The 19975-nt window shown below is 71.4% G+C and carries 14 protein-coding genes; 4 read left to right on the forward strand and 10 right to left on the reverse strand.

Translation table 11 applies throughout. The annotated features are described in order from the left end of the window. Nucleotides 1-36 precede the first annotated feature (36 nt). The 3 genes from H0E84_RS10430 to mutM form a co-directional block, all read right to left on the reverse strand. Complete coding sequence (locus H0E84_RS10430; protein WP_180678587.1) at nucleotides 37-2847, reverse strand: serine/threonine-protein kinase; 2811 nt, start codon at nucleotides 2845-2847, stop codon at nucleotides 37-39. Nucleotides 2848-2953: 106 nt separating this feature from the next. Further along, a complete protein-coding gene (locus H0E84_RS10435) occupies nucleotides 2954-3526 on the reverse strand; it encodes an ECF-type sigma factor (protein WP_180678588.1) in 573 nt (190 codons plus the stop codon). A gap of 37 nt (nucleotides 3527-3563) precedes the next feature. Then, on the reverse strand, nucleotides 3564-4376 hold the full coding sequence (mutM, locus tag H0E84_RS10440; RefSeq protein ID WP_180678589.1) for a bifunctional DNA-formamidopyrimidine glycosylase/DNA-(apurinic or apyrimidinic site) lyase: 813 nt from the start codon (nucleotides 4374-4376) through the stop codon (nucleotides 3564-3566). 137 nt (nucleotides 4377-4513) lie between these two features. Here mutM and H0E84_RS10445 point away from each other — a divergent pair, with 137 nt between their 5' ends. Both H0E84_RS10445 and H0E84_RS10450 read left to right on the forward strand, forming a co-directional pair. Further along, nucleotides 4514-5722, forward strand: coding sequence for a DesA family fatty acid desaturase (locus H0E84_RS10445; RefSeq protein ID WP_180678590.1), 1209 nt, complete (start codon nucleotides 4514-4516; stop codon nucleotides 5720-5722). 22 nt (nucleotides 5723-5744) lie between these two features. Continuing rightward, on the forward strand, nucleotides 5745-6119 hold the full coding sequence (locus H0E84_RS10450; RefSeq protein ID WP_425600480.1) for an EF-hand domain-containing protein: 375 nt from the start codon (nucleotides 5745-5747) through the stop codon (nucleotides 6117-6119). A 66-nt stretch (nucleotides 6120-6185) separates the two neighbouring features. On the opposite strand, the gene H0E84_RS10455 is transcribed toward H0E84_RS10450, so the two are convergent. From H0E84_RS10455 to H0E84_RS10480, 6 genes are all read right to left on the reverse strand, one after another. Then, nucleotides 6186-6812, reverse strand: coding sequence for an exonuclease domain-containing protein (locus tag H0E84_RS10455; RefSeq protein WP_180678591.1), 627 nt, complete (start codon nucleotides 6810-6812; stop codon nucleotides 6186-6188). 8 nt (nucleotides 6813-6820) lie between these two features. Further along, on the reverse strand, nucleotides 6821-8641 hold the full coding sequence (locus tag H0E84_RS10460) for a putative nucleotidyltransferase substrate binding domain-containing protein (protein WP_180678592.1): 1821 nt from the start codon (nucleotides 8639-8641) through the stop codon (nucleotides 6821-6823). Between the two features lie 111 nt (nucleotides 8642-8752). Next, nucleotides 8753-9271, reverse strand: coding sequence for a hypothetical protein (locus tag H0E84_RS10465; RefSeq protein ID WP_180678593.1), 519 nt, complete (start codon nucleotides 9269-9271; stop codon nucleotides 8753-8755). Nucleotides 9272-9544: 273 nt separating this feature from the next. After that, nucleotides 9545-11323: a sodium:solute symporter family protein gene (locus H0E84_RS10470; protein WP_180678594.1), complete on the reverse strand. Its 1779-nt coding sequence runs from the start codon at nucleotides 11321-11323 to the stop codon at nucleotides 9545-9547. A 10-nt stretch (nucleotides 11324-11333) separates the two neighbouring features. Then, on the reverse strand, nucleotides 11334-11594 hold the full coding sequence (locus H0E84_RS10475; RefSeq protein ID WP_180678595.1) for a DUF4212 domain-containing protein: 261 nt from the start codon (nucleotides 11592-11594) through the stop codon (nucleotides 11334-11336). Between the two features lie 127 nt (nucleotides 11595-11721). After that, nucleotides 11722-13125, reverse strand: a complete 1404-nt coding sequence (locus tag H0E84_RS10480; protein ID WP_180678596.1) for a DcaP family trimeric outer membrane transporter — start codon at nucleotides 13123-13125, stop codon at nucleotides 11722-11724. A 193-nt stretch (nucleotides 13126-13318) separates the two neighbouring features. Between H0E84_RS10480 and acs the strand changes: the two genes are divergently transcribed. Then, entirely contained in the window at nucleotides 13319-15277 is a 1959-nt protein-coding gene (gene acs / locus H0E84_RS10485) for an acetate--CoA ligase (RefSeq protein WP_257644172.1), read from the forward strand. A 357-nt stretch (nucleotides 15278-15634) separates the two neighbouring features. Next, a complete protein-coding gene (locus tag H0E84_RS10490; RefSeq protein WP_180678597.1) occupies nucleotides 15635-16309 on the forward strand; it encodes a response regulator transcription factor in 675 nt (224 codons plus the stop codon). Nucleotides 16310-16471: 162 nt separating this feature from the next. Here H0E84_RS10490 and H0E84_RS10495 read toward each other — a convergent pair whose 3' ends face one another. After that, a complete protein-coding gene (locus tag H0E84_RS10495) occupies nucleotides 16472-19936 on the reverse strand; it encodes a hybrid sensor histidine kinase/response regulator (RefSeq protein WP_180678598.1) in 3465 nt (1154 codons plus the stop codon). Nucleotides 19937-19975: the final 39 nt, after the last annotated feature.

The following is a 19975-nucleotide window of genomic DNA, read 5'->3' on the forward strand; positions in this document are numbered from 1 at the left end:
GACCTCCGGCCATCGTCCTGACGGCTCCGGGGGGCCTCAGGCGTCCTCCGCGGCCGGCTGGCGCTCGCGGCAGGCGCTCGACAGGGCCTGGATCTCGCGCATTGCGCTGCCGCCTTCCGGCAGCGCCCGGCGCACGAGCAGCGCGAGCTCCTGCAGCTCCGAGGCCTGCGGTCCCGGGTCGTCGCGGCAGCGCACGGCCGCCGCGTGCGCACGGGCCAGCCAGGCCAGCTCGCGCTCGCCGCGATCGCCCCGCGCGAGCCGGCCGAGCCGGTCGAGCCGCTCCAGGGCCCCTCGATCCCCCTGGTCGGCCTCGAACACCGCCAGCGCCAGCGCGCTCCGGCGAGCGGCGGCGCCGTCGTCGCTCACGGGCAACGCGGCGGCCCGGCGCAGGTGCTCGTGCGCCCGGGCCTGGTCGCCGAGCATGGCGTCGGTGCGGCCGAGCAGGACGAGCGCGTGCGCCAGAGGTGGCGCCGGGGACGGGGAGTCCGCCGACCGCACCGCCTCCTCCAGCAGCGGCCGGGCGAGATCGGCGCGGCCCTCTTCGAGCAGCACCATGGCCTGGTCGGACAGCGCCGACGCCAGTCGCGGGCGATCGTCTTCGTGGCGCCAGATCGCGATCGCGCGGCGCAGCGCGCGCAGCGCCTGCGCGTGCTCGCCGCGCTCCCACGCGATCAGCCCGAGGCTTTGGTAGGCCTGCGCCACCTCGCCATGGCCGGGGCCGAAGCGCGAGACCAGCCAGGCCAGCAGCTGGCGCTGGCCCGCCTCGGCTTCGGCATGGCGACCCTGTTCGACGTGCAGCGCGGTCAGCTGCCGCTGCGCATCGACGGTGACGTGGTGCTGGCTGCCGCGCAGCGCGGTCGCCAGCGCGACCGCGCGCGCGCAGGCGCGCTCGGCGGCATCGACACCGCGTTCGGACCGCTCCAGCGCGCAGACCTCGCGCAGGATCGCGATGGCCAGCGGGTGGCGCTCGCCGACGGTGGCGCGCAGCTGCTCCAGCGCGGCGCCGAACCCGCGCAGCGCATCCGCGCCCTCGCCGGCATCGGCGTGCAGGCCGGCCAGGTCGGCCAGGCTCTCGGCGATCCCGGCGCCGCTGCCCAGCGGGTCCCGCCGCAGGCTCAACGCGCGCTGGAACAGCGCGCCGGCCATTTCGCGCTCGCCGACCGCGCGCTGGCAGCGGCCGAGCTGGGAGTAGAACTCCGCCGCCTGCAGCGGCAGGCGCCGCTCCTGCCGGCGCGCCAGGGGGCGCAGGTCGCGCATGGCCGACACGCACTCCTCCGGCCGCCGCAGCAGCCGCAGCACATGGCCGCGGTCGGTGGCGGCTTCCAGGCGCATGCTGGGGGGCACCTCGTCCAGTCCGGCCAGCACCGCCGCCTGCCGCTGCAACAGCGCCAGCGCCTGCGGATGGTCGCCCAGGCCCATCCGCAGCCGCGCGATCACGCCGAGCAGGCCGGCGTGGGCCAGCGGCTGGCGCGCCAGTTCGATGTCGCCGCGGTCGACGCCCGCGGCCAGGAGCTGGCGGACGTCCAGCGGCGCGCCCTCGGGCAGACTGCCGGCGTTCTCGAACAGGCCGACGATGAAGTCCTGCATCGCCTGCGCGCGCGCTGCCTCCTGCAGCGAGAGCCGCGCCTGCCAGGCCACCATGCCCAGCGCCGCCAGCAGCACCGCGGCGACCAGGGTGGCGGTCGACAGCGGCCAGCGGTGGCGGCGCACGTACTTGCGCAGCCGGTAGCCCAGCCGTTGCGGCCGCGCCATCACTGGCCTGCCGTCGAGATAGCGTTGCAGGTCGAGCGCCAGCGCCTCCACCGATGGATAGCGCTGCTCGTGGCGCTTGGCCAGCGCCTTGAGCACGATGTTGTCCAGGTCGCCGGCGACCGCGCGCGCGCGCCGCCGCAGGGCGGCAGCCGCGGCGGGCTCGCCGTCGGCACGGCGCAGCAGGATCTGCGACGGCCGTGCCGGGTCCGCCTCGAGGATCGCCTGCTCCCACTGGGCGTCGCTGGCGCGCTCGAGCTCGTACGGCCTGGCGTCGGTGAGCAGTTCGTACAGCACCACGCCCAGGGCGTAGACATCGGTGAGGGTGGTCACCGGCTCGCCGCGGATCTGCTCGGGTGCCGCGTAGTGGAGAGTGAAGGCGCGGGTCCCGGTGCGGGTCTGGTCGGGCAGCTCGGCGCTGTCGAGCAGCTTGGCGATGCCGAAATCGAGCAGCCGCACTTCGTCGAGCGGAGTGACCAGGATGTTGGACGGCTTGAGGTCGCGATGCACGATCAGGTTCGAGTGTGCGTGGCTGACCGCGTCGCAGACCTGCAGGAACAGGCGCAGTCGCGCGCGCATCTCCAGCGCCCGGCTCAGGCACCAGTCGGTCAGCGGTTCGCCGTCGACGTAGTCGAGGGCCAGATAGGGTTGGTTGTCGGCGCTGATGCCGGCGTCGAGCAGGCGCGCGATGTGGGCATGCTCGAGACGGGCCAGGATCTCCCGCTCGCGGGTGAAGCGCAGGCGCAGGCCGGGGTCGGCCAGGCCCGGGCGGAGGAGCTTGAGCGCGACCCGGCGCTGGTAGAGACCATCGGCGCGGCTGGCCAGCCAGACCTGTCCCATGCCGCCCTCGCCGAGCAGGCGCTCGAGCCGGTACGGGCCGACCTCGGTGCCGGTGCGCGCGCCGGGCAGCGGCGCCACCAGCGGGGTATCGAGGAAATCGCCATGGTCCTGTTCCAGCGCCAGCAGGCGCTCCAGCTCGTCGGCCAGCGCCGGATCCTCGCCGCGCAGGGAGGCCAGGCTGGCGGCGCGGTCGGCGGCGGACGCATCGAGTAGTGCGTCGAGCAGCGGCGAGAGCCGGCTCCAGCGGTCGGCGTCCATGGCCGGTCAGCCCCGGGCGTCGCCGGCGGAGAGTGGCGCGTCGACCACCACCCGCGGGACGCGCCGGCCGCCGGCCGGGGCGCCTCGGCATCGCCGCAGACGCGGCTCAGCTCGCCGGCTCATCCCGCAGCGCCGCCAGCAGGAACAGCCGCGCCTTCTGCCAGTCGCGGCGCACGCTGCGCTCCGAGCGCTGCAGCACGCCGGCGATTTCCAGCTCCGACAGGCCGGCGAAGTAGCGCAACTCCACCACCCGCGCCAGGCGCTCGTCGGCGCGCGCCAGCTGGGTCAGCGCGGTGTCCAGACTCAGCATTTCCTCGTCCAGGCGCAGGCCGCCGGCGAGGTCCTCCGGCAGGTCGGTGACCCTGTGCTGGTCGCCGCCGCGCTTGCGCGCCAGACGCTGGCGCGCGTAGTCCACCACCACGCTGCGCATCGCCGAGGCGGCATAGGCGAAGAAGTGGGCGCGGTCCTCGAAGCGGGCGCCGCTGCCGCCGATGAGCTTGAGATAGGCCTCGTGCACCAGCGCGGTCGCGTCCAGGGTCTGGCCGTACTGGCCGGCCAGCTGTCGGCGCGCCATCGTGTGCAGCTCCTGGTAGAGCGTGGACAGCACGTGATCGAGCGCACCGCGGTCGCCGCCGCGCGCCGCGTCCAGGAGTTGTGTGATGTCAGTGGAGGTGCCCATCGCCGTCCCCATGCGACAGGCGCCACTATATACCCGCCTAGCGCTGGCAGTGCCCGCACCACACCGTGGTGCGCTGGCCGAGCCAGGCCTGCCTGAGCGCCCGGCCGCAGCGTCGGCAGGGTGCGCCGCCGCGCCCGTAGACCGCGAGCTCCTGCTCGAAGTACCCGGGGGCGCCGTCGGCACCGAGGAAGTCGCGCAGGGTGGTGCCGCCGCGGCGGATCGCGCGCGCGAGGATCGTCTTGATCTCCGCGGCGAGCGCCGCGTAGCGCTCGCGGGACACCCGGCCGGCGGCGCGCAGCGGCGAGATCCCGGCCGCGAACAGCGCTTCGGCGGCATAGATGTTGCCCACCCCGACCACCACCCGCTGGTCCATCAGCAGGGTCTTGACCGCGGCCTTGCGGCCGCGGCCCGCGGCATGCAGACGATCGCCGTCGAAATCCGCCGACAGCGGCTCCGGCCCGAGGCCGCGCAGCAGCGGATGCAGCTCTCCCGGCGCCTGCCACAGCAGGCAGCCGAAGCGGCGGGGATCGTTGAAGCGCAGCAGCCGGCCGTCGTCCAGCGCGATGTCGACGTGGTCGTGGGGCTGCGGCGGCGTGTCCTCCGGCAACACCCGCAGATTGCCCGACATGCCCAGGTGCAGCAGCGCGCTGCCGGCCGCCGTGTCCAGCAGCAGGTACTTGGCGCGCCTGCGCACCGCGTCGACGCGCTGCCCGGGCAGGCACTCGGACACCGCCCCGGGGATCGGCCAGCGCAGGTCGGCCCGGCGCAGCAGCACGGCCTGAATGCGCCGCCCCTCGACGTGCGGCGCGAGGCCGCGGCGGGTGGTCTCGACTTCGGGAAGTTCCGGCATCCGGGCAAGGTGGCGGCACCGGCGCCGGTCCGCAAGCGGCAGCAGCTGAACGTCCCCCGCCCCGTACGCCGGCGCAGGGATGACATTCACGGGCGCGGCGCGCCATGATGGCCCAGTCACTTCGTTTCGGCGTTCCCATGCCCGCTTCCATGCTCGATTTCCTTTCCGGCGGACTGCTGCAGTTTGGCTTCTGGCCGCTCGTGCTGCTGCTGCTGGTGGCCACCCAGCTGACGATCCTCTCGGTCACCCTGTACCTGCACCGCAGCCAGGCGCACCGCGGCGTCGATTTCCATCCGGTGCTGGCGCACGTCTTCCGCTTCTGGACCTGGCTGACCACCTCGATGATCACCCGCGAGTGGGTGGCCATCCACCGCAAGCACCACGCCAAGTGCGAGACCGAAGAGGATCCGCACAGCCCGCAGTTCAAGGGCATCCGCCAGGTCTTCTGGCGCGGCGTGGAGCTCTACCGCGAGGCCCGGGCCCAGCGCAACGACATCGAGCAGTACGGCAAGGGCTGCCCCGACGACTGGATCGAGCGCCGCCTGTACACCCCGTACGCCACGCTCGGCCCGACCGTGCTGCTGTTCGTGATGTTCGGGCTGTTCGGTTTCGCCGGCGTCGCGGTCTGGGCGATCCAGATGGCGTGGATCCCGTTCTGGGCCGCTGGCGTGGTCAACGGCCTCGGCCACTGGTGGGGCTACCGCAACTTCGAGACCACCGACACCGCCACCAATCTCACCCCGTGGGGCGTGTGGATCGGCGGCGAGGAGCTGCACAACAACCACCACGCGTTCCCGAGTTCGGCCAAGTTCGCCCTGCGTCGCTGGGAGTTCGACATCGGTTGGGCCACCATCCAGGCCCTGCAGAAGGTCGGCCTGGCGAAAGTGCTGCGGGTCGCGCCGTCGCTCGACGTCCGCCCCAACATCCAGGCCCCGGACACCGACACCATGCGCGCCCTGCTGGCGCTGCGCTTCCAGGCCATGACCGACTACCAGCGCAAGGTGATCAAGCCGGCGCTGCGCGAGGAGGCGCGGGCCGCGGGCGCAAGGCTGCGCGCGCTGCTGCCGCGCCGGCTGCGCAAGGCGCTGGCCGACGACGGCCGCTGGCTCAAGCCCGATGCGCGCCAGGAACTGCAGCAGTGGGTCGAGCAGCGTCCGCGCATCCGCACCCTGGTCGAGTACCGCGCGCGTCTGGCCGCGGTGCTGGAGGCGCGCAGCAACGACGCCTCCGAGCGCCTTCGCCAGCTGCAGGCCTGGTGCCACGAGGCCGAGGCGAGCGGCATCCGCGCGCTGCAGGAATACTCCGAGCGACTCAAGGGGTATTCGCTGCAACCCGCGCGGGCGTGAGCCCCGCGCCATGGCGCAGGCGATGGAAAACGGGCCCGGCCGGCGACGGCCGGGCCTTTTCGCGGCAGTGGCGATGGCCGCGGCGGTGCTGTCCGTCGCGATCGCCCTGCCGGCCGCCGCGCAGATGGCGGCCACCGCCGACTATCTCGAGCGGATGGACACCGACGGCGACGGCCGGGTATCGCTGGGCGAATACCAGGACTGGATGAGCTACGCCTTCGACGCGATGGACGCAGACGGCGATGGAACCCTGGGACCTGCAGAACAGCCCGGCAGCCGCGGCCGGCCCATTACCCGGGCCGCCCACCAGGCCCGGCTGACCGATCGCTTCAACCGCCAGGATCTGAACCGCGACGGGTTTCTCGACGCCCGCGAACTCGCCGCCCCACCGCAGTAGGCGCGCACCACTACCGTCTGGCGGCCGTCGCAATGCGGGAGAGCGCAGGCATCCCGGCGGCGGCGTTCAGCGCGGGCGCGAGGGCGCGTTCCGCGCGACGCCCTGCAGTGCCAGCCAGCACAGCGCCACCGTGGTGGCATCCCCCAGGGCGCTGTGGCGCGCCAGCACCGGCACGCCCAGCGCGTCGGCGATATGGCCGAAGTCGAGGTTGGGGGGGACATCGGGCCGGGCACGGCGCGCCCTTGCAGCGTACGTATCGGCGAGCTCGACGCGGGGATTGGGAAGCGCGAAGCCGGTGAGCGCCTTCACGTGCGGGGCCAGCATCGCCAGGTCGAACACCAGGTGATAGCCCAGCAGCCGGCGGGGGCCCAGCCAGCGCAGGAACTCGCGTACCGCCGGGGTCACCGAGATGCCGCCCGCCGCCTCGTCGGGGGTGATGCGGTGATGGCGAATCGATTCGATGTCGAAACCGCGGTCCGGGCGGATCCGCCGCTCGAAGCGTTCCGACAGCAGCGCCCGGCCATCGCGAACCGGCACCGCGGCCAGGCTCAGGATGTGATCGCGCTGCGGGTCCAGGCCGGTGGTCTCGACGTCCAAGCTGACCCATTCGCCGGCCGGTGCGGGCTGCAGCAGCGCCGCCCATTCCCCACCGCCATGCCGGCCACGCCACCACCACCGGCGCAGGGCGTCCATCGGCGGCATCAGTCCACCAGGTGGAAGGCGCGGCGCACGTGTTCGCGGAACTCCTTCACCACGTGCAGCGCATCGCGCAGCAGTTCCCGGTCCAGCCGGCGCAGGGCCTGGGTATCGACATGGTTGTCGGGAACCCGGCCGGCCTCGAGCGCGGCCAGCTGCGCCTCCAGCCGCATCCGCTGGAACACGTTGAGGGCCTGGGGCAGGTCGCGTCCGAGTTCGCGCGGCAGGGCCGCGAGCGCGGTGAGCGCCTCGCACCGTTCGATGCTGCCCGTGGCGGCGATGCCATGGCGCAGCGCCAGGCAGCGCACGCCGTGCACGATCGGGAAGATCGCGCCTTTCTTCAGATCGATGCCGCGTGGGTCGCCGCGCACGCGGCCGAAGAAGGTCAGCGGCGTGTTGAAGTTGAGCGTGGCCGAGGCCAGGTGGTGCAGCAGGATCTCGTCCTGCCCCAGCGTCGCGAGGCCAGCCTTGACCGGCGCGAACAGCGCCGCGTTGCCGGCGATCGGGCGCGCATCGAGCGCGATCGACAGGTCCAGCGCCGCCTCGCCGCCGTGGCGCTGCTGCCAGTGGCCGATGCGCGCCTGCCACTGCGCGGCGGTCATCCGCCAGTGCGGGTTGTCGACCATCACCCTGCCGGGGCAGGGCGGGTAGCCGACCTGGCTGAGCGAGGTACTGAAGCGATCCATGGCCTCGGCCAGGCCCGGCCAGTCCAGGTCGTCGGCAACCACCAGCGCATTGTCCTGGTCGGTCTTGAGCAGCTGCTCGCGGCGGCCCTCGCTGCCCATCACCAGCAGGCAAATGCGGTCGCGGTGTTCGGATGGCACCAGCAGGTCGAAGATCTGCGCCATCACCCGGCCGTTGAGCGCGCTGACCAGCCCCATCAGGTAGGGCATGCGCGCGCCGTGGGCGGCAAGGCTGCGGACCAGTTCGGTCATCCCCGCGGCGGCGCTGGCGATGTCCTCCAGGGTGTGGGCGCGTGCCAGCCGCAGGCTGATGAGGTGGGAGTGAGCGGCGAAATGCGACAGGACTTCGGCGATGCCGAGGGTCCCGGCGATCGTGCCGCGGTCGCGGACCACGACCCGCTCGACCCGGTGCTCGGTCATGCCGATCAGGGCCTGGAACAGCACGTCGTCGGAACCGACGCAGACCAGCGGCCGGCTGGCCAGCGGCCCGACCGGCGCCTCCAGCGGCAGCCGCTGCAGCGCCACGGCGTCGAGCAGGTCGGTACGGGTGAGGATGCCGGGTTCCGGATGATCGGCATCGTCCACCAGCAGGCAGTCCACGCGTCGTTCGCGCAGCCGCGCGGTGGCGTCGGCGATGGAGGTCGCGGCGGTTACGTGCTCGGCCGGCGCCAGTTGTGCCTCGCCGACCCGGGTCACCATCAGTTCGGCCGCTTCGCGGCGATCCGCGCCCGAGACCGAGAGCTGCCCCTTGGTCGCGAGACCCTCGTTGAAATAGGCGGCGAAGCGCGGGTTGTCCTGGATCAGGCGCCGGAAGACCTCGGCCGGGATCAGGAAGCTGAGGCATTCGCCGTCCGCGCGATAGCTCAGCCGGGCGCGGCCGGCCATCGCCGCCCAGGCGCCGAAGACATCGCCAGGGCCGTAGTCGGCGAACCGTTGCTCTCCGCCGCGCCCATCGGCCTGGTAGGCGTGGACCAGCCCTTTCAGGATCACGTGCACGTGCGGCGAGGCCTTGCCGGCTTCGATCAGGGTGGTGCCGGCGGCATGGAACCCCAGGTCCACGCTGGCCTGCAGGCGCGCACGTCCGGCATCGTCCAACAGATCGAACGGCGGTTGGCTCAGGTCGAGTCCGGGAACGCTGTCCATGGCGCTATTGTGGCGCGCTGCCGCAGCGCCCGCCTCCCGGGTCCGGAGGCGAGGGCTCGGCCCGCCGAGGCGGCGCGGTGGTTTCGGTACGCCGCGATGGACGATGCCCGATCATCGGGAGCAGGCGGCGCGCAGCAGGCTGTCGTCTTCGGCCAGCGCGATCCAGCGGGCGTTGCGGGGAGCGCCGTCCTCGTCGAACACCACCTCGTCGACCAGATCCGCGCGCCGCCCGCCCGCGCAATCGAACACCGCGCCGAACTGGCGCGCCGGCTCCCAGCGGCCCATCAACAGCACCTGGGTCAACACCTGGTCGGGCATCGCCGCGTTGTGCCGGTCGAAGCGGTGATCGATCGCGATCAGCCGACTGGTCTGCGGCACCACGAACGTCCACGGGCGATACCAGACCCGCAGCTCGTTGGTGGAAGCGACCTCGACCTCGTCCGGGAAGGTGGCGGTGACGCGGTCCAGCCAGGAGTACTCCAGCCAGACCGCCATCGCCAACATGCCGCCGCCCGCCGCGGCGGGAACCGCCCAGCCGGGCAGCCGCTTGCGGACCAGGAAGTTCAGCGCCAGCACCAGGCCCGCCAGCCCGAAACCGGCGGCGATGATCGCTATGAATTCCAACAGCATGCCGTTCCCCCGTTGTGGCCCGGCGTTCGCTCGCCGCGCTCCATCATGACAAATTCGGCCGCGACGTTGTCGCGCGCGGTGCGGGCCTGCCCGCGACGCCCGCTCGCCAGCGAGTCGGCGTACGAATCGCGTGTGTCGGGCTCGGCGCGACTCCATCGCTCCCACAAGGGGGCGACCGGCGGACACGCATCTGTTTCCCCTCCCGGTTTGCGGAAGAACCAAAAAAAGACCCGCCCCCCGCGTTGCCGGGGGCGGGTCCTGGAGAGACGCGACTCAGTGCGCGATGTGGACCGCGCTGCCCGCGCCGCGCGGCACGCGGATCCCCTCCACCAGCTCCTGGATCCGATCCGGGGCCGGCTTGGTCATCGACAGCACCAGGTAGGCCGCGATGAAGTTGAGCATCGCACCCACCGCACCGAACGACAGCGGCGAGATGCCGAACAGCCAGTTCTCGGCCACGTTCTCGAGCATGTTGGTCTCCGGAATGAAGAACCAGCCCAGGTAGGTGAAGATGTAGATGCACGTGGTCACCAGGCCGACCAGCATGCCGACGATCGCCCCTCTGGCATTCATCTTCTTCGAGAAGATGCCCATCATGATCGCCGGGAACAGCGACGACGCGGCCAGTCCGAACGCCAGTGCCACCGTCTGCGCCGCGAACCCTGGTGGATTCAACCCCAGCCAGGTGGCCAGGACGATGGCCGCCGCCATCGAGAAGCGTGCCGCCAGCAGTTCCCCCTTCTCCGAGATGTCCGGTTTGAAGGTCGACTTGATCAGGTCGTGGCTGACCGCGGACGAGATCGCCAGCAGCAGGCCTGCCGCCGTCGACAGCGCGGCCGCAAGACCACCCGCCGCGATCAGGCCGAGGACCCAGGCGGGCAGCTGCGCGATCTCCGGGTTGGCCAGCACCAGGATGTCCTGGTTGAAGGTGACGACCTCGTTGCCTTCCCAGCCGCGCTCCGCGGCCGTCGTGGCGAACTCCTCGTTGGTGGCGTTGTAGTACTGGATCCTGCCATCGCCGTTGAGGTCCTCGAACGCCAGCAGCCCGGTCTGTTCCCAGTTGCGCATCCAGTCCGGACGGGACTCGTACTCGATCGCCTCGGCGGCGGTCCCGGCGGGGTAGATGGTGTTGATGATGTTCAGCCGCGCCATCGAGCCCACCGCGGGCGCCACCGTGTAGAGCAGGGCGATGAAGACCAGCGCCCAGCCCGCCGACCTGCGCGCATCCGAGACCTTGGGCACGGTGAAGAAGCGGATGATCACGTGCGGCAGTCCCGCGGTGCCGACCATCAGCGACAGGGTGAACAGCACCATGTTGAGGGTCGAGCCGTGATGGCCGGTGTAGTCCTGGAAGCCCAGTTCGACCAGCACCTGATCGAGCTTGGTCAGCAGCGGCAGGCCGGACTCGGTGTGGGTCGAGAACAGCCCGAGCTGCGGCACCGGATTGCCGGTGAGCTGCATCGAGATGAAGATCGCCGGGATCGTGTAGGCGATGATCAACACCACGTACTGCGCGACCTGGGTGTAGGTGATGCCCTTCATGCCGCCGAGCACCGCATACACGAACACCACGGCCGAGGCGATGAGCAGGCCGGTCGTCGCATCGACTTCGAGGAAACGCGAGAACGCCACGCCGGCACCGGTCATCTGCCCGATCACGTAGGTGAGCGAGATGATCAGCAGCGCCGCCACCGCGACCATCCGCGCGGTGCGGCTGTAGAAGCGGTCGCCGATGAAGTCGGGCACGGTGAAGCGCCCGAACTTGCGCAGGTACGGCGCCAGCAGCAGCGCCAGCAACACGTAGCCCCCGGTCCAGCCCATCAGATAGGTGGAATTGCCGTAGCCGACGAAGGCGATCAGGCCCGCCATCGAGATGAACGACGCCGCCGACATCCAGTCGGCCGCGGTGGCCATGCCGTTGAGCACCGGGTGGACACCGCGGTTGGCGGCGTAGAACTCGGCGGTGGTGCCGGCGCGGGCCCAGATGGCGATCGCGATGTAGAGCAGGAACGAGCCGCCGACGAAGATGAGGTTGATCGTGAATTGATCCATGTGCGCAGCCCTATTGTTCGTCCACGTCGTACTCGCGATCGAGCCGGTTCATGTACCAGGTGTAGAAGAAGATCAGGGCGATGAAGACCAGAATCGAACCCTGCTGCGCGAACCAGAAACCCAGGTCGGTGCCGCCGATGCGGATGCCCGACAGCAGCGGGCGCAGCAGGATGCCGAATCCCACCGACACCAGCGCCCAGACCGACATGCAGATCCAGATGATGCGCAGGTTGGCTTTCCAATACCTGGCTGCGGTTTTGTCGAGCGTCATGCGGCGTCCCCCTCTTGGTCGGATGGATGGTCCACCCACGCGCGGTGGGCCGTGGCGTGCGAGCGGATCGCGCAGCGCCGGGATTGCCGGCGCGGCGCGGCCTTGTCGGTTGCGTTCATGTGTCCCCCTAGAAGGTGTACCGGACGTGGGTGTGCAGGCGGGTCAGGTCGCCCTCGCGCTCGTCCTCGAGGAAGCGCTGGCCGAAGATCAGCTCGGCGCCGACATCGAGTTTCGGAAACGGCGAATAGATGACGTTGGCGTGCAGCGAGTGCGAGCGCTCGGTGACGCCGAACCCGATCAGCGACTTGTCGTTGTCGTAGTGGGCCGCGGCGTACATCAGGTTGGTGCGCACCTGCGGCGAGAACACGTGCCGCCAGGCGACGAAGCCGCCGTAGCCGTCGAGGGCGTGGATGTCGCCGCTGGCGTCCTGCATCACGTCGCTGCCCATGCCGAAGGCCAGATAACGGCCGATGCCCTGGCCGGCATTGACGGCGTAGCGGATGTCGTCGCTGGCGCCGAGGTTGAACTTGCCGGAGGCGCTGACCGCGGCCCCTGTCTCGGTCTCGTCGCCCGCCTTGAACTGCCGCACCAGGCCGGCCACGGTGAAGTGGCCCCAGTCGCCGCGGGTGATCCAGCGCGCGGTGACGTCCGGAAGCACGTTGTCGCCGGTGTTGAAGCGCGCCCCGGCCGCCGGACTGAACGGCGCGTACGACTGCACCGTGGTCTGCGGGTTCTCCACCGAGACCGACCACGGGCCGTTGGTGTAGCGCAGCTGGGCCTGGCGCACGAACACGGTGCCGTCGGTGACGCCGACGAAATCGACCGCGTCGGGCAGGGCGCCCACGTCCATGAAGTTGGACCAGGTCTGGCCGGCCAGCCAGCGGTTCCAGCTGACGTAGGCGTGGCGCAGCGAAACGCCGTAGGTGTTGGTGGCGGTCTCGTTGCCGAGCAGGGCGTTGCTGCCGCCGCCGAACATGTCGGCCTCGATGTAGGCCTTGAACTTGTCGCCGCCGTCGGTGGCATGGTCGGCACTGAACCAGAATCGCGAGAACTGGGCGTGCTGATCGGTGTAGGCGTCGCCGCCGTCGGCGCCGTCGTCGCCGACCGGGATGGTGCTGGGCACGTAGAACAGCCGCCCCGCCGAGCCGTCGGCGATGCGCCCGTCGCTGGTGTCGGTGACCATGGCGTCGAACTTGATCATGCCGCCGTAGGAGAAAGTGGTCCCCGGGTTGGCCGCGGTCATGATGGTGCCGGGCTGGATCCCCTTGCCGTCGGCTGCCGCGGCCGCAGGCGCCCGGGCTTGCGCGGTGCGCACCTCGGTCACCTGGGTCCGGGTCTCGGCGATCTCGGTCTGCTGCTGTTGCTGCTGCGAGAGCAGCGCCTGGACCTGGGCCTCGAGCTGCGCGATCCGCGCCTCGAGCTCCTGTTCCTTGGCGGTCTGGCCGAAGGCCATTCCTGGCGCCGCCAGGGCAGCCAGCAGCGCCACCGCGAGCACCCGCGGCCGCGCCTTCGCTACGACGTGTCGATTCATCTGGTTCCCCTCCCGAAGGGTGCATGAAGGCGGGCCGGTGGGCCCACGCGTCTCCGAGACTGCGCGCTGGCCGGGTGAGCGCCAATACACCATTGGTCGAATGCCGCGCGCCGGCCTAGACGAAGGTCTAAGACGGGGGATGGGTGGATGCGGCACACTAGCCGGGAACGCTTTTCGATCCGGGAATGCCAGCATGTCCAGCAGCCAAGCCCTGTATCCGGTGCCCGAGGACGTCGCCGCCGGGGCGGCGATCCGCAAGGACGACTACGAGCGGATGTACGCCGAGTCGGTCGCCGACCCCGACGCCTTCTGGGCCGGGGTAGCCGATCGCCTGCAGTGGGATCGCAAGCCCACCAGCATCCGCGATGTCAGCTTCGACCTGGAGGACTTCCGCATCCGCTGGTACGCCGACGGCGAGCTCAACGCCAGCGTCAACTGCCTCGACCGCCATCTCGAGACCCGCGGCGACAAGACCGCCCTCGTCTGGGAGGCCGACGACCCGGCCACGGACCCCCGGCATGTCAGCTATCGCGAGCTGCATGCGCGGGTGTGCCGGCTGGCCAACGCCCTGCGCAGCCTCGGCGTGCGCAAGGGCGACCGCGTCACCATCTACCTGCCGATGATCGTCGAGGCGGCGGTGGCGATGCTGGCCTGCGCGCGCATCGGCGCGATCCATACCGTGGTGTTCGGCGGGTTCTCGCCCAATTCGATCGCCGACCGCATCGCCGATTGCGGCAGCCGGCTGGTGATCACCGCCGACGAGGGCGTGCGCGGCGGGAAGAAGGTCCCGCTCAAGGCCAACGTCGACGCCGCGCTCAAGCTGCCGGGCACCACCAGCGTCGAGACCGTGCTGGTGGTGCGCCATACCGGCGGGGCGGTGGACATGCAGATGCCGCGCGACCGCTGGTACGACGCCGTGGTGGACGACCAGCCCGACACCTGCGTGCCGGAGCGGATGAACGCCGAGGACCCGCTGTTCATCCTCTACACCTCGGGCAGCACCGGCAAGCCCAAGGGCGTGCTGCACACCACCGGCGGCTACCTGGTGTTCGCCAGCTACACGCACGAATGCGCGTTCGACCTCAAGGAGGACGACGTCTTCTGGTGCACCGCCGACGTCGGCTGGGTCACCGGGCACAGTTACATCGTCTACGGGCCGCTGGCCAACGGCGCCACCGCGCTGATGTTCGAGGGCGTGCCCAACTACCCGGACAGCTCGCGCTTCTGGCAGGTGGTCGACCGCCACAAGGTGACGCTGTTCTACACCGCGCCCACCGCGATCCGCGCGCTGATGCGCGAGGGCGACGGGCCGGTGAAGAAGACCGACCGTTCCTCGCTGCGCATCCTCGGCACGGTCGGCGAGCCGATCAATCCCGAGGCCTGGCGCTGGTACTTCGACGTGGTGGGCGATTCGCGCTGCCCGATCGTCGACACCTGGTGGCAGACCGAGACCGGCGGCCACCTGATCACCCCGCTGCCCGGCGCCATCGCCGCCAAGCCGGGCTCGGCGACGCTGCCGTTCTTCGGCGTGCGCCCTGCGATCGTCGACGCCAACGGCAAGGTGCTCGAGGGCGAGGCCGAGGGCAACCTGGTGATCCTCGATTCCTGGCCGGGCCAGATGCGCACCGTGTACGGCGACGACCAGCGCTTCATCGACACCTACTTCAAGACCTATCCGGGCATGTACTTCACCGGCGACGGCTGCCGGCGCGATGCCGACGGCTATTACTGGATCACCGGCCGCGTCGACGACGTGATCAACGTCAGCGGCCACCGGATCGGCACAGCGGAAGTGGAGAGCGCGCTGGTCTCGCATCCGAAGGTGGCCGAGGCCGCGGTGGTCGGCTTCCCGCACGACGTCAAGGGCCAGGGCATCTACGCCTACGTCACCCTGGTGGCCGGCGAGCAGGGCGACGACGCGCTGCGCAAGGAGCTGGTCACGCACGTGCGCAAGGAGATCGGGCCGATCGCCTCTCCGGACCACCTGCAGTGGGCGCCGGGCCTGCCGAAGACGCGCTCGGGCAAGATCATGCGCCGGATCCTGCGCAAGATCGCCGAGAACGCGCCGGAGCAGCTGGGCGACACCTCGACCCTCGCCGATCCGTCGGTGGTCGACGCGCTGGTGCAGAACCGGCGAGTGCCGGACGGGTGAGCCCCCAAGGATCAGGGCGCTGCGGCCTTGCGCCTTCGCCGAATGCCGGTTGCGCCCCGTGTGGCGCGGCCGGCGGCGTCGGATGCGGCCGGCCGGCGGGTCTGGAAGAAGGAGGCCGAGACGCCCGAAGCACGCGCCGGACGCGAAGGCTCAGCCAGCGTGGGCCTGCCGCGCCCGGCCAAGGGCGTCGGGCCGCATGCGCCGAGCCGCCGCAACGCCGCCTCGCTGCGCTGCCGCTCCGGCTCGAACGGCGACGCCGCGGCGTGAGCGCGTGCGCGATCGGGCTACGAGGAGGCCGGCGAGCAGGCCCGCAATGACGCACACTCGACGCTTGCCCCGCATTGCCCACCCGTGTCCATGACCACCCTGCTCATCGCCGACGACCACCCGCTGTTCCGCGAGGCCCTGCGTGGCGTCGTGGCGCGGATCCTGCCGCAGGCGGTGCTGCGCGAGGCCCACGACACCGAAGCCCTGTACGCGCTGGTCGAAGCCGACCCCGACGCCGACCTGCTGCTGCTCGATCTCAACATGCCCGGCGCGCAGGGCTTCAGCGCCCTGGTGCACCTGCGCGCGCAACATCCGCAACTGCCGATCGTGGTGGTGTCGGCGCGCGAGGAGCCCACGGTGATGCGGCGCGCGCTGGACCACGGCGCGATGGGCTTCATCCCCAAGTCCGTCGATGCCCAGACCCTGGCCAGTGCGCTGCAGCAGGTGCTCGACGGCGACCACTGGGCCCCGCCTGCCGCGCACGCCGCGCCGGCCGCCAGCGCCGACGAACAGGACGTTGCCGCGCGGGTGCGCGAACTCACCCCGCAGCAGTTCCGGGTGCTGCAGATGCTCGGCGCCGGCATGCTCAACAAGCAGATCGGCTACGAGCTCGGCGTCTCCGAGGCCACCGTCAAGGCGCACATGAGCGCGATCCTGCGCAAGCTCGGCGCCACCAACCGGACCCAGGCGGTATTGATCGCCGGCCGCCTGGCGCTCGATCCGGGCGCGGTGACCGCGCCGCCCGAGGAGCCTTCCACCGGCTGAGGCGCAGGCGTCCGCAAATGCCGGTTTCCCGTAGGAGCGTGCCATGCACGCGAAAGCCGGCGCGCTCGGCAGCGCCCGCGATCACCGCGAACCCGGCCGGCGCCACCCGCGGCCTTCGCGGCCATGGGCCACTCCTGCGGGCCACACGGCGGGAAACCCGCCTCACCCCTCCCCGGGCGGCTCCGACGCCGGCAGGCGCCGCGCCGGATGGTGGTGCGCGGCCAGGAACGCGCGCAGCGAGGCCGGCTTGATCGGCTTGGTCAGCACCCGGTAGCCGCGCGCCCGCGCCGCCTGCTTGAGCGCGTCGCTGCCGTCGGCGGTCACCAGCGCGCCGGGCAGGTGCGGGGCGTCGGCGCGCAGCGCCTCCAGTGTCTGCAGGCCGTCCAGGCGGTCGTGCAGGTGGTAGTCCACCAGCAGCACGTCGGGCCGTTCGGCCATCCGCGCCAGCGCCTCGTCGACGGTGGTGGCGCACAGCGGCTCCACGCCCCAGCGCCGCAGCAGCGCGGTCATGCCGGCGATGATGTCCGGGTCGTTGTCGACGCACAGCACCCGCAGCCCGGCGAGCGAGGCGGCCAGCTCCAGCCGCGGCGGAGCGGCGGTTTGCAGCGCATGCTCGGCCCGCGGCACCAGGATCGAGAACATGCTGCCGTGGCCGACGCGCGAGCGCGCGTCCAGGCGGTGCCCGAGCAGGCGCGAGATCCGCTGGCAGATCGACAGGCCCAGGCCCAGGCCGCGCTCGTCCCAGTCGAACGGCTGCTGGTAGCGGTGGAACTCGTCGTAGATCTGCCGCATGTGGTGTTCGGGGATGCCCGGCCCGGTGTCCCAGACCTGCAGCGCCACCTCGCCGCCGCAGGGCCGCGCCGCCAGCACGATGCGGCCTTCGCGGGTGTAGCGCAGCGCGTTGGCGAGGAAGTTCTGCAGCACCCGGCGCAGCAGCCGGCGATCGCTGTGCACCGGCAGCGCCTGGGCGTGCAGGCGCAGGGCGATGCCGCGGCTGGCCGCCATCGGCGCGTACTGCGCGGCCAGCTGCCGCAGCAGCTCGCCGGCATCGAAATCGCTCAACTCAGGCTTCAGCGCCCCGGCGTCCAGGCGCGAGACGTCGAGCAGGCCGTCGAGCAACTCCTCGGCGGCGCGCAGCGAGGTGTCGACGCGTTCGGCCAGGCGCTGCTGCTCGCCGGACTCCTCGCTCTCGCGCAGCGCCGAGGTGAACAGCCGCGCCGCGTTGAGCGGCTGCAGCACGTCGTGGCTGAGCGCCGCCAGGAAGCGCGTGCGCGACTGCTGCGCCGCCTCGGCCTCTCGGGTGCGTACGGTCACCCGCTGCTCCAGGGTCTCGTTGATCTCGCGCAGCGCCCGCTCCACCCGCTTGTGCTCGGTGACGTCGCTGTAGCTGGTGACGTAGCCGCCGCCCGGCAGCGGCTGGCCGCGTACCTCGATCACCAGGCCGCTGGCGAGCACCCGTTCGGACACGTGCGCCGAGCCGGCGCGCATGTAGCCGATGCGCTTGGCGATCTCGGTCTCGATCTCCACCTTGGACAGCAGGCCCAGCTCGCCGCGCTCGGCGTTGTAGCGGATCAGGTCGGCGACCGGGCGGCCGACGAACAGCATCCCGTCGGGGAAGCCGAACAGTTGCTGGTAGCGGCGGTTCCAGGCCACCAGCCGCATCTCCGGGTCGACCACGCTGACGCCCTGGTCGATGTTCTCCAGGGTGGTGGAGAGGATCTCGCGGTTGAAGCGCAGCTCCTGGCCCGCCTCGTCGAGCACCGCGACCACCTCGGCCAGGTCCATGCCCGAACCGCGCAGGGTGCTGGTCAGCACCAGCCGCGCCGAGGCCGCGCCGATCGCCGAGGCCAGCAGGCGTTCGGTGAACTGCACCCAGGCGCGGTCGGCCGGGGTGTTGGGCTGCAGCTCCTGGCCGAGCGCCTGGGCCTGTTCGGCGAAGGCGCGCTGGGCATTGCGCGCGCCGACGATGCGCCGCGCCAGCACCAGCAGGTCGGCCACGTTCAATCCACCACGCCAATCGCTGCCGGTCAGCGCGCGGCGCTCGGTGTACGGGTTGAGGAACGGCGAGGCGCGCAGGCGTTCGTCCAGCCCCGGCCGCCAGCGCGCCGAGACCACCATCAGCGCGCCGATGTTGAGCAGCAGCGACCAGAACGTGCCGTGGGTCAGCGCGTCCCAGCCCTCCAGCCCGAACAGCTGCCGCGGCCGCAGCCAGTCGATGCCGAGCGGGCCGTGCAGCAGCCAGCCCGGGTCGAACCAGCCGGCATCGGTGAGGGTGGGCAGCAGCAGGGTATAGCCCCATACGCAGAAGCCGATCAGCAGCCCGGCCTCGGCGCCCTGGCGGCTGGCGCCGCGCCAGTACAGCCCGCCGATCAGCGCCGGCGCGAACTGCGCCACCGCGGCGAAGGCCATCAGCCCGAACGCGGCCAGCGTGGTTTCGGTATTGCTGGCGCGGTAATAGCCATAGGCCAGCGCGGCGAAACCGACGATCGCCACACGCCGGATCCACAGCACGGTCGCGGCGACGTCGCCGCTGTGGCGCTGCGCCCAGCCGCGGCGCAGCAGCAGCGGCATCACCAGGTCGTTGCTGACCATGGTGGCCAGCGCCACGCTGGCCACGATCACCATCCCGGTGGCGGCGGAGAAGCCGCCGATGTAGGCGAACAGCGCCAGCGCATTCTGGTTCTCGGCCAGGGGCAGCGCCAGCACGTAGGTGTCGGCGATCGCCGCGCCGTCGCCGAACAGGGCGATGCCGGCGCTGGCGATCGGCAGCACCATCAGGCAGATCAGCACCAGGTAGGCGCCGAACATCCAGCGCGCGCGGCGGATGTCGGCCACGTCGATGCACTCCACCACCGCCACGTGGAACTGCCGCGGCAGGCAGACGATCGCGGTGAACGCCAGCAGGGTCTGGCCGACGAAGCCCACCGGCGGCGCGTTCGACAGCAGCTCGCGGGTCGCCGGCACCAGGTCCAGTTCGTGGTCGCCGAACCAGAAGACCGCGAACAGCCCCACCGCCACCAGCGCCATCAGCTTGACCAGCGACTCCAGCGCGATCGCCAGCATCATCCCTGGCCGATGCTCGGTGGCGTCGACCTGGCGGGTGCCGAACAGGATCGCGAACAGCGCCATCAGCGCCGCCATGTACAGCGCCGGGTCGCCGAGGGTGGTGGTGGCGGCCGGGCTGGCGCTCAGCACCTGCAGGCTCAGCGCCACCGCCTTGTATTGCAGCGCCAGGTACGGCACCGCCGCGATCAGCGCGATCAGCGCCACCATCGCCGCCAGCCGCTGCGAGCGCCCGTAGCGCGCGGCGATGAAATCGGCGATCGAGACCGTGCTCTGCGACTGCGCGATCAGCGCCAGCCGCTCGAGGATGCGCCAGCCGAACAGCAGCAACAGCAGCGGGCCGAGGTAGATCGGCAGGTAGCCGATGCCGTTGCGCGCGGCGCTGCCCACCGCGCCGTAGAACGTCCACGAGGAGCAGTACACCGCCAGCGCCAGGCTGTAGATCACCGGCCGCAGCCCCGGCCGCTGCGGGAATTCCGGGTGGCGGTCGCCCCACCACGCCACCGCGAACAGCACCGCGGCATAGCCCACCGACACCAGCAGCAAGACCCAGTCCGACAGCATTCCCATCCCCGAGTGGCCGTTGAAGTGTACGCGCCGCCG

Origin of the sequence: Luteimonas salinisoli (assembly GCF_013425525.1) — a bacterium.
Lineage (GTDB): Bacteria > Pseudomonadota > Gammaproteobacteria > Xanthomonadales > Xanthomonadaceae > Luteimonas > Luteimonas salinisoli.

Excerpts from the sequence above, each read along its gene's own strand:
- H0E84_RS10430 (WP_180678587.1), bottom strand. The coding sequence starts at position 2,847 with ATGGACGCCGACCGCTGGAGCCGGCTCTCGCCGCTGCTCGACGCACTA.
- H0E84_RS10435 (WP_180678588.1), bottom strand. The coding sequence starts at position 3,526 with ATGGGCACCTCCACTGACATCACACAACTCCTGGACGCGGCGCGCGGC.
- mutM (WP_180678589.1), bottom strand. The coding sequence starts at position 4,376 with ATGCCGGAACTTCCCGAAGTCGAGACCACCCGCCGCGGCCTCGCGCCG.
- H0E84_RS10445 (WP_180678590.1), top strand. The coding sequence starts at position 4,514 with ATGCCCGCTTCCATGCTCGATTTCCTTTCCGGCGGACTGCTGCAGTTT.
- H0E84_RS10450 (WP_425600480.1), top strand. The coding sequence starts at position 5,745 with ATGGAAAACGGGCCCGGCCGGCGACGGCCGGGCCTTTTCGCGGCAGTG.
- H0E84_RS10455 (WP_180678591.1), bottom strand. The coding sequence starts at position 6,812 with ATGGACGCCCTGCGCCGGTGGTGGTGGCGTGGCCGGCATGGCGGTGGG.
- H0E84_RS10460 (WP_180678592.1), bottom strand. The coding sequence starts at position 8,641 with ATGGACAGCGTTCCCGGACTCGACCTGAGCCAACCGCCGTTCGATCTG.
- H0E84_RS10465 (WP_180678593.1), bottom strand. The coding sequence starts at position 9,271 with ATGCTGTTGGAATTCATAGCGATCATCGCCGCCGGTTTCGGGCTGGCG.
- H0E84_RS10470 (WP_180678594.1), bottom strand. The coding sequence starts at position 11,323 with ATGGATCAATTCACGATCAACCTCATCTTCGTCGGCGGCTCGTTCCTG.
- H0E84_RS10475 (WP_180678595.1), bottom strand. The coding sequence starts at position 11,594 with ATGACGCTCGACAAAACCGCAGCCAGGTATTGGAAAGCCAACCTGCGC.
- H0E84_RS10480 (WP_180678596.1), bottom strand. The coding sequence starts at position 13,125 with ATGAATCGACACGTCGTAGCGAAGGCGCGGCCGCGGGTGCTCGCGGTG.
- acs (WP_257644172.1), top strand. The coding sequence starts at position 13,319 with ATGTCCAGCAGCCAAGCCCTGTATCCGGTGCCCGAGGACGTCGCCGCC.
- H0E84_RS10490 (WP_180678597.1), top strand. The coding sequence starts at position 15,635 with ATGACCACCCTGCTCATCGCCGACGACCACCCGCTGTTCCGCGAGGCC.
- H0E84_RS10495 (WP_180678598.1), bottom strand. The coding sequence starts at position 19,936 with ATGCTGTCGGACTGGGTCTTGCTGCTGGTGTCGGTGGGCTATGCCGCG.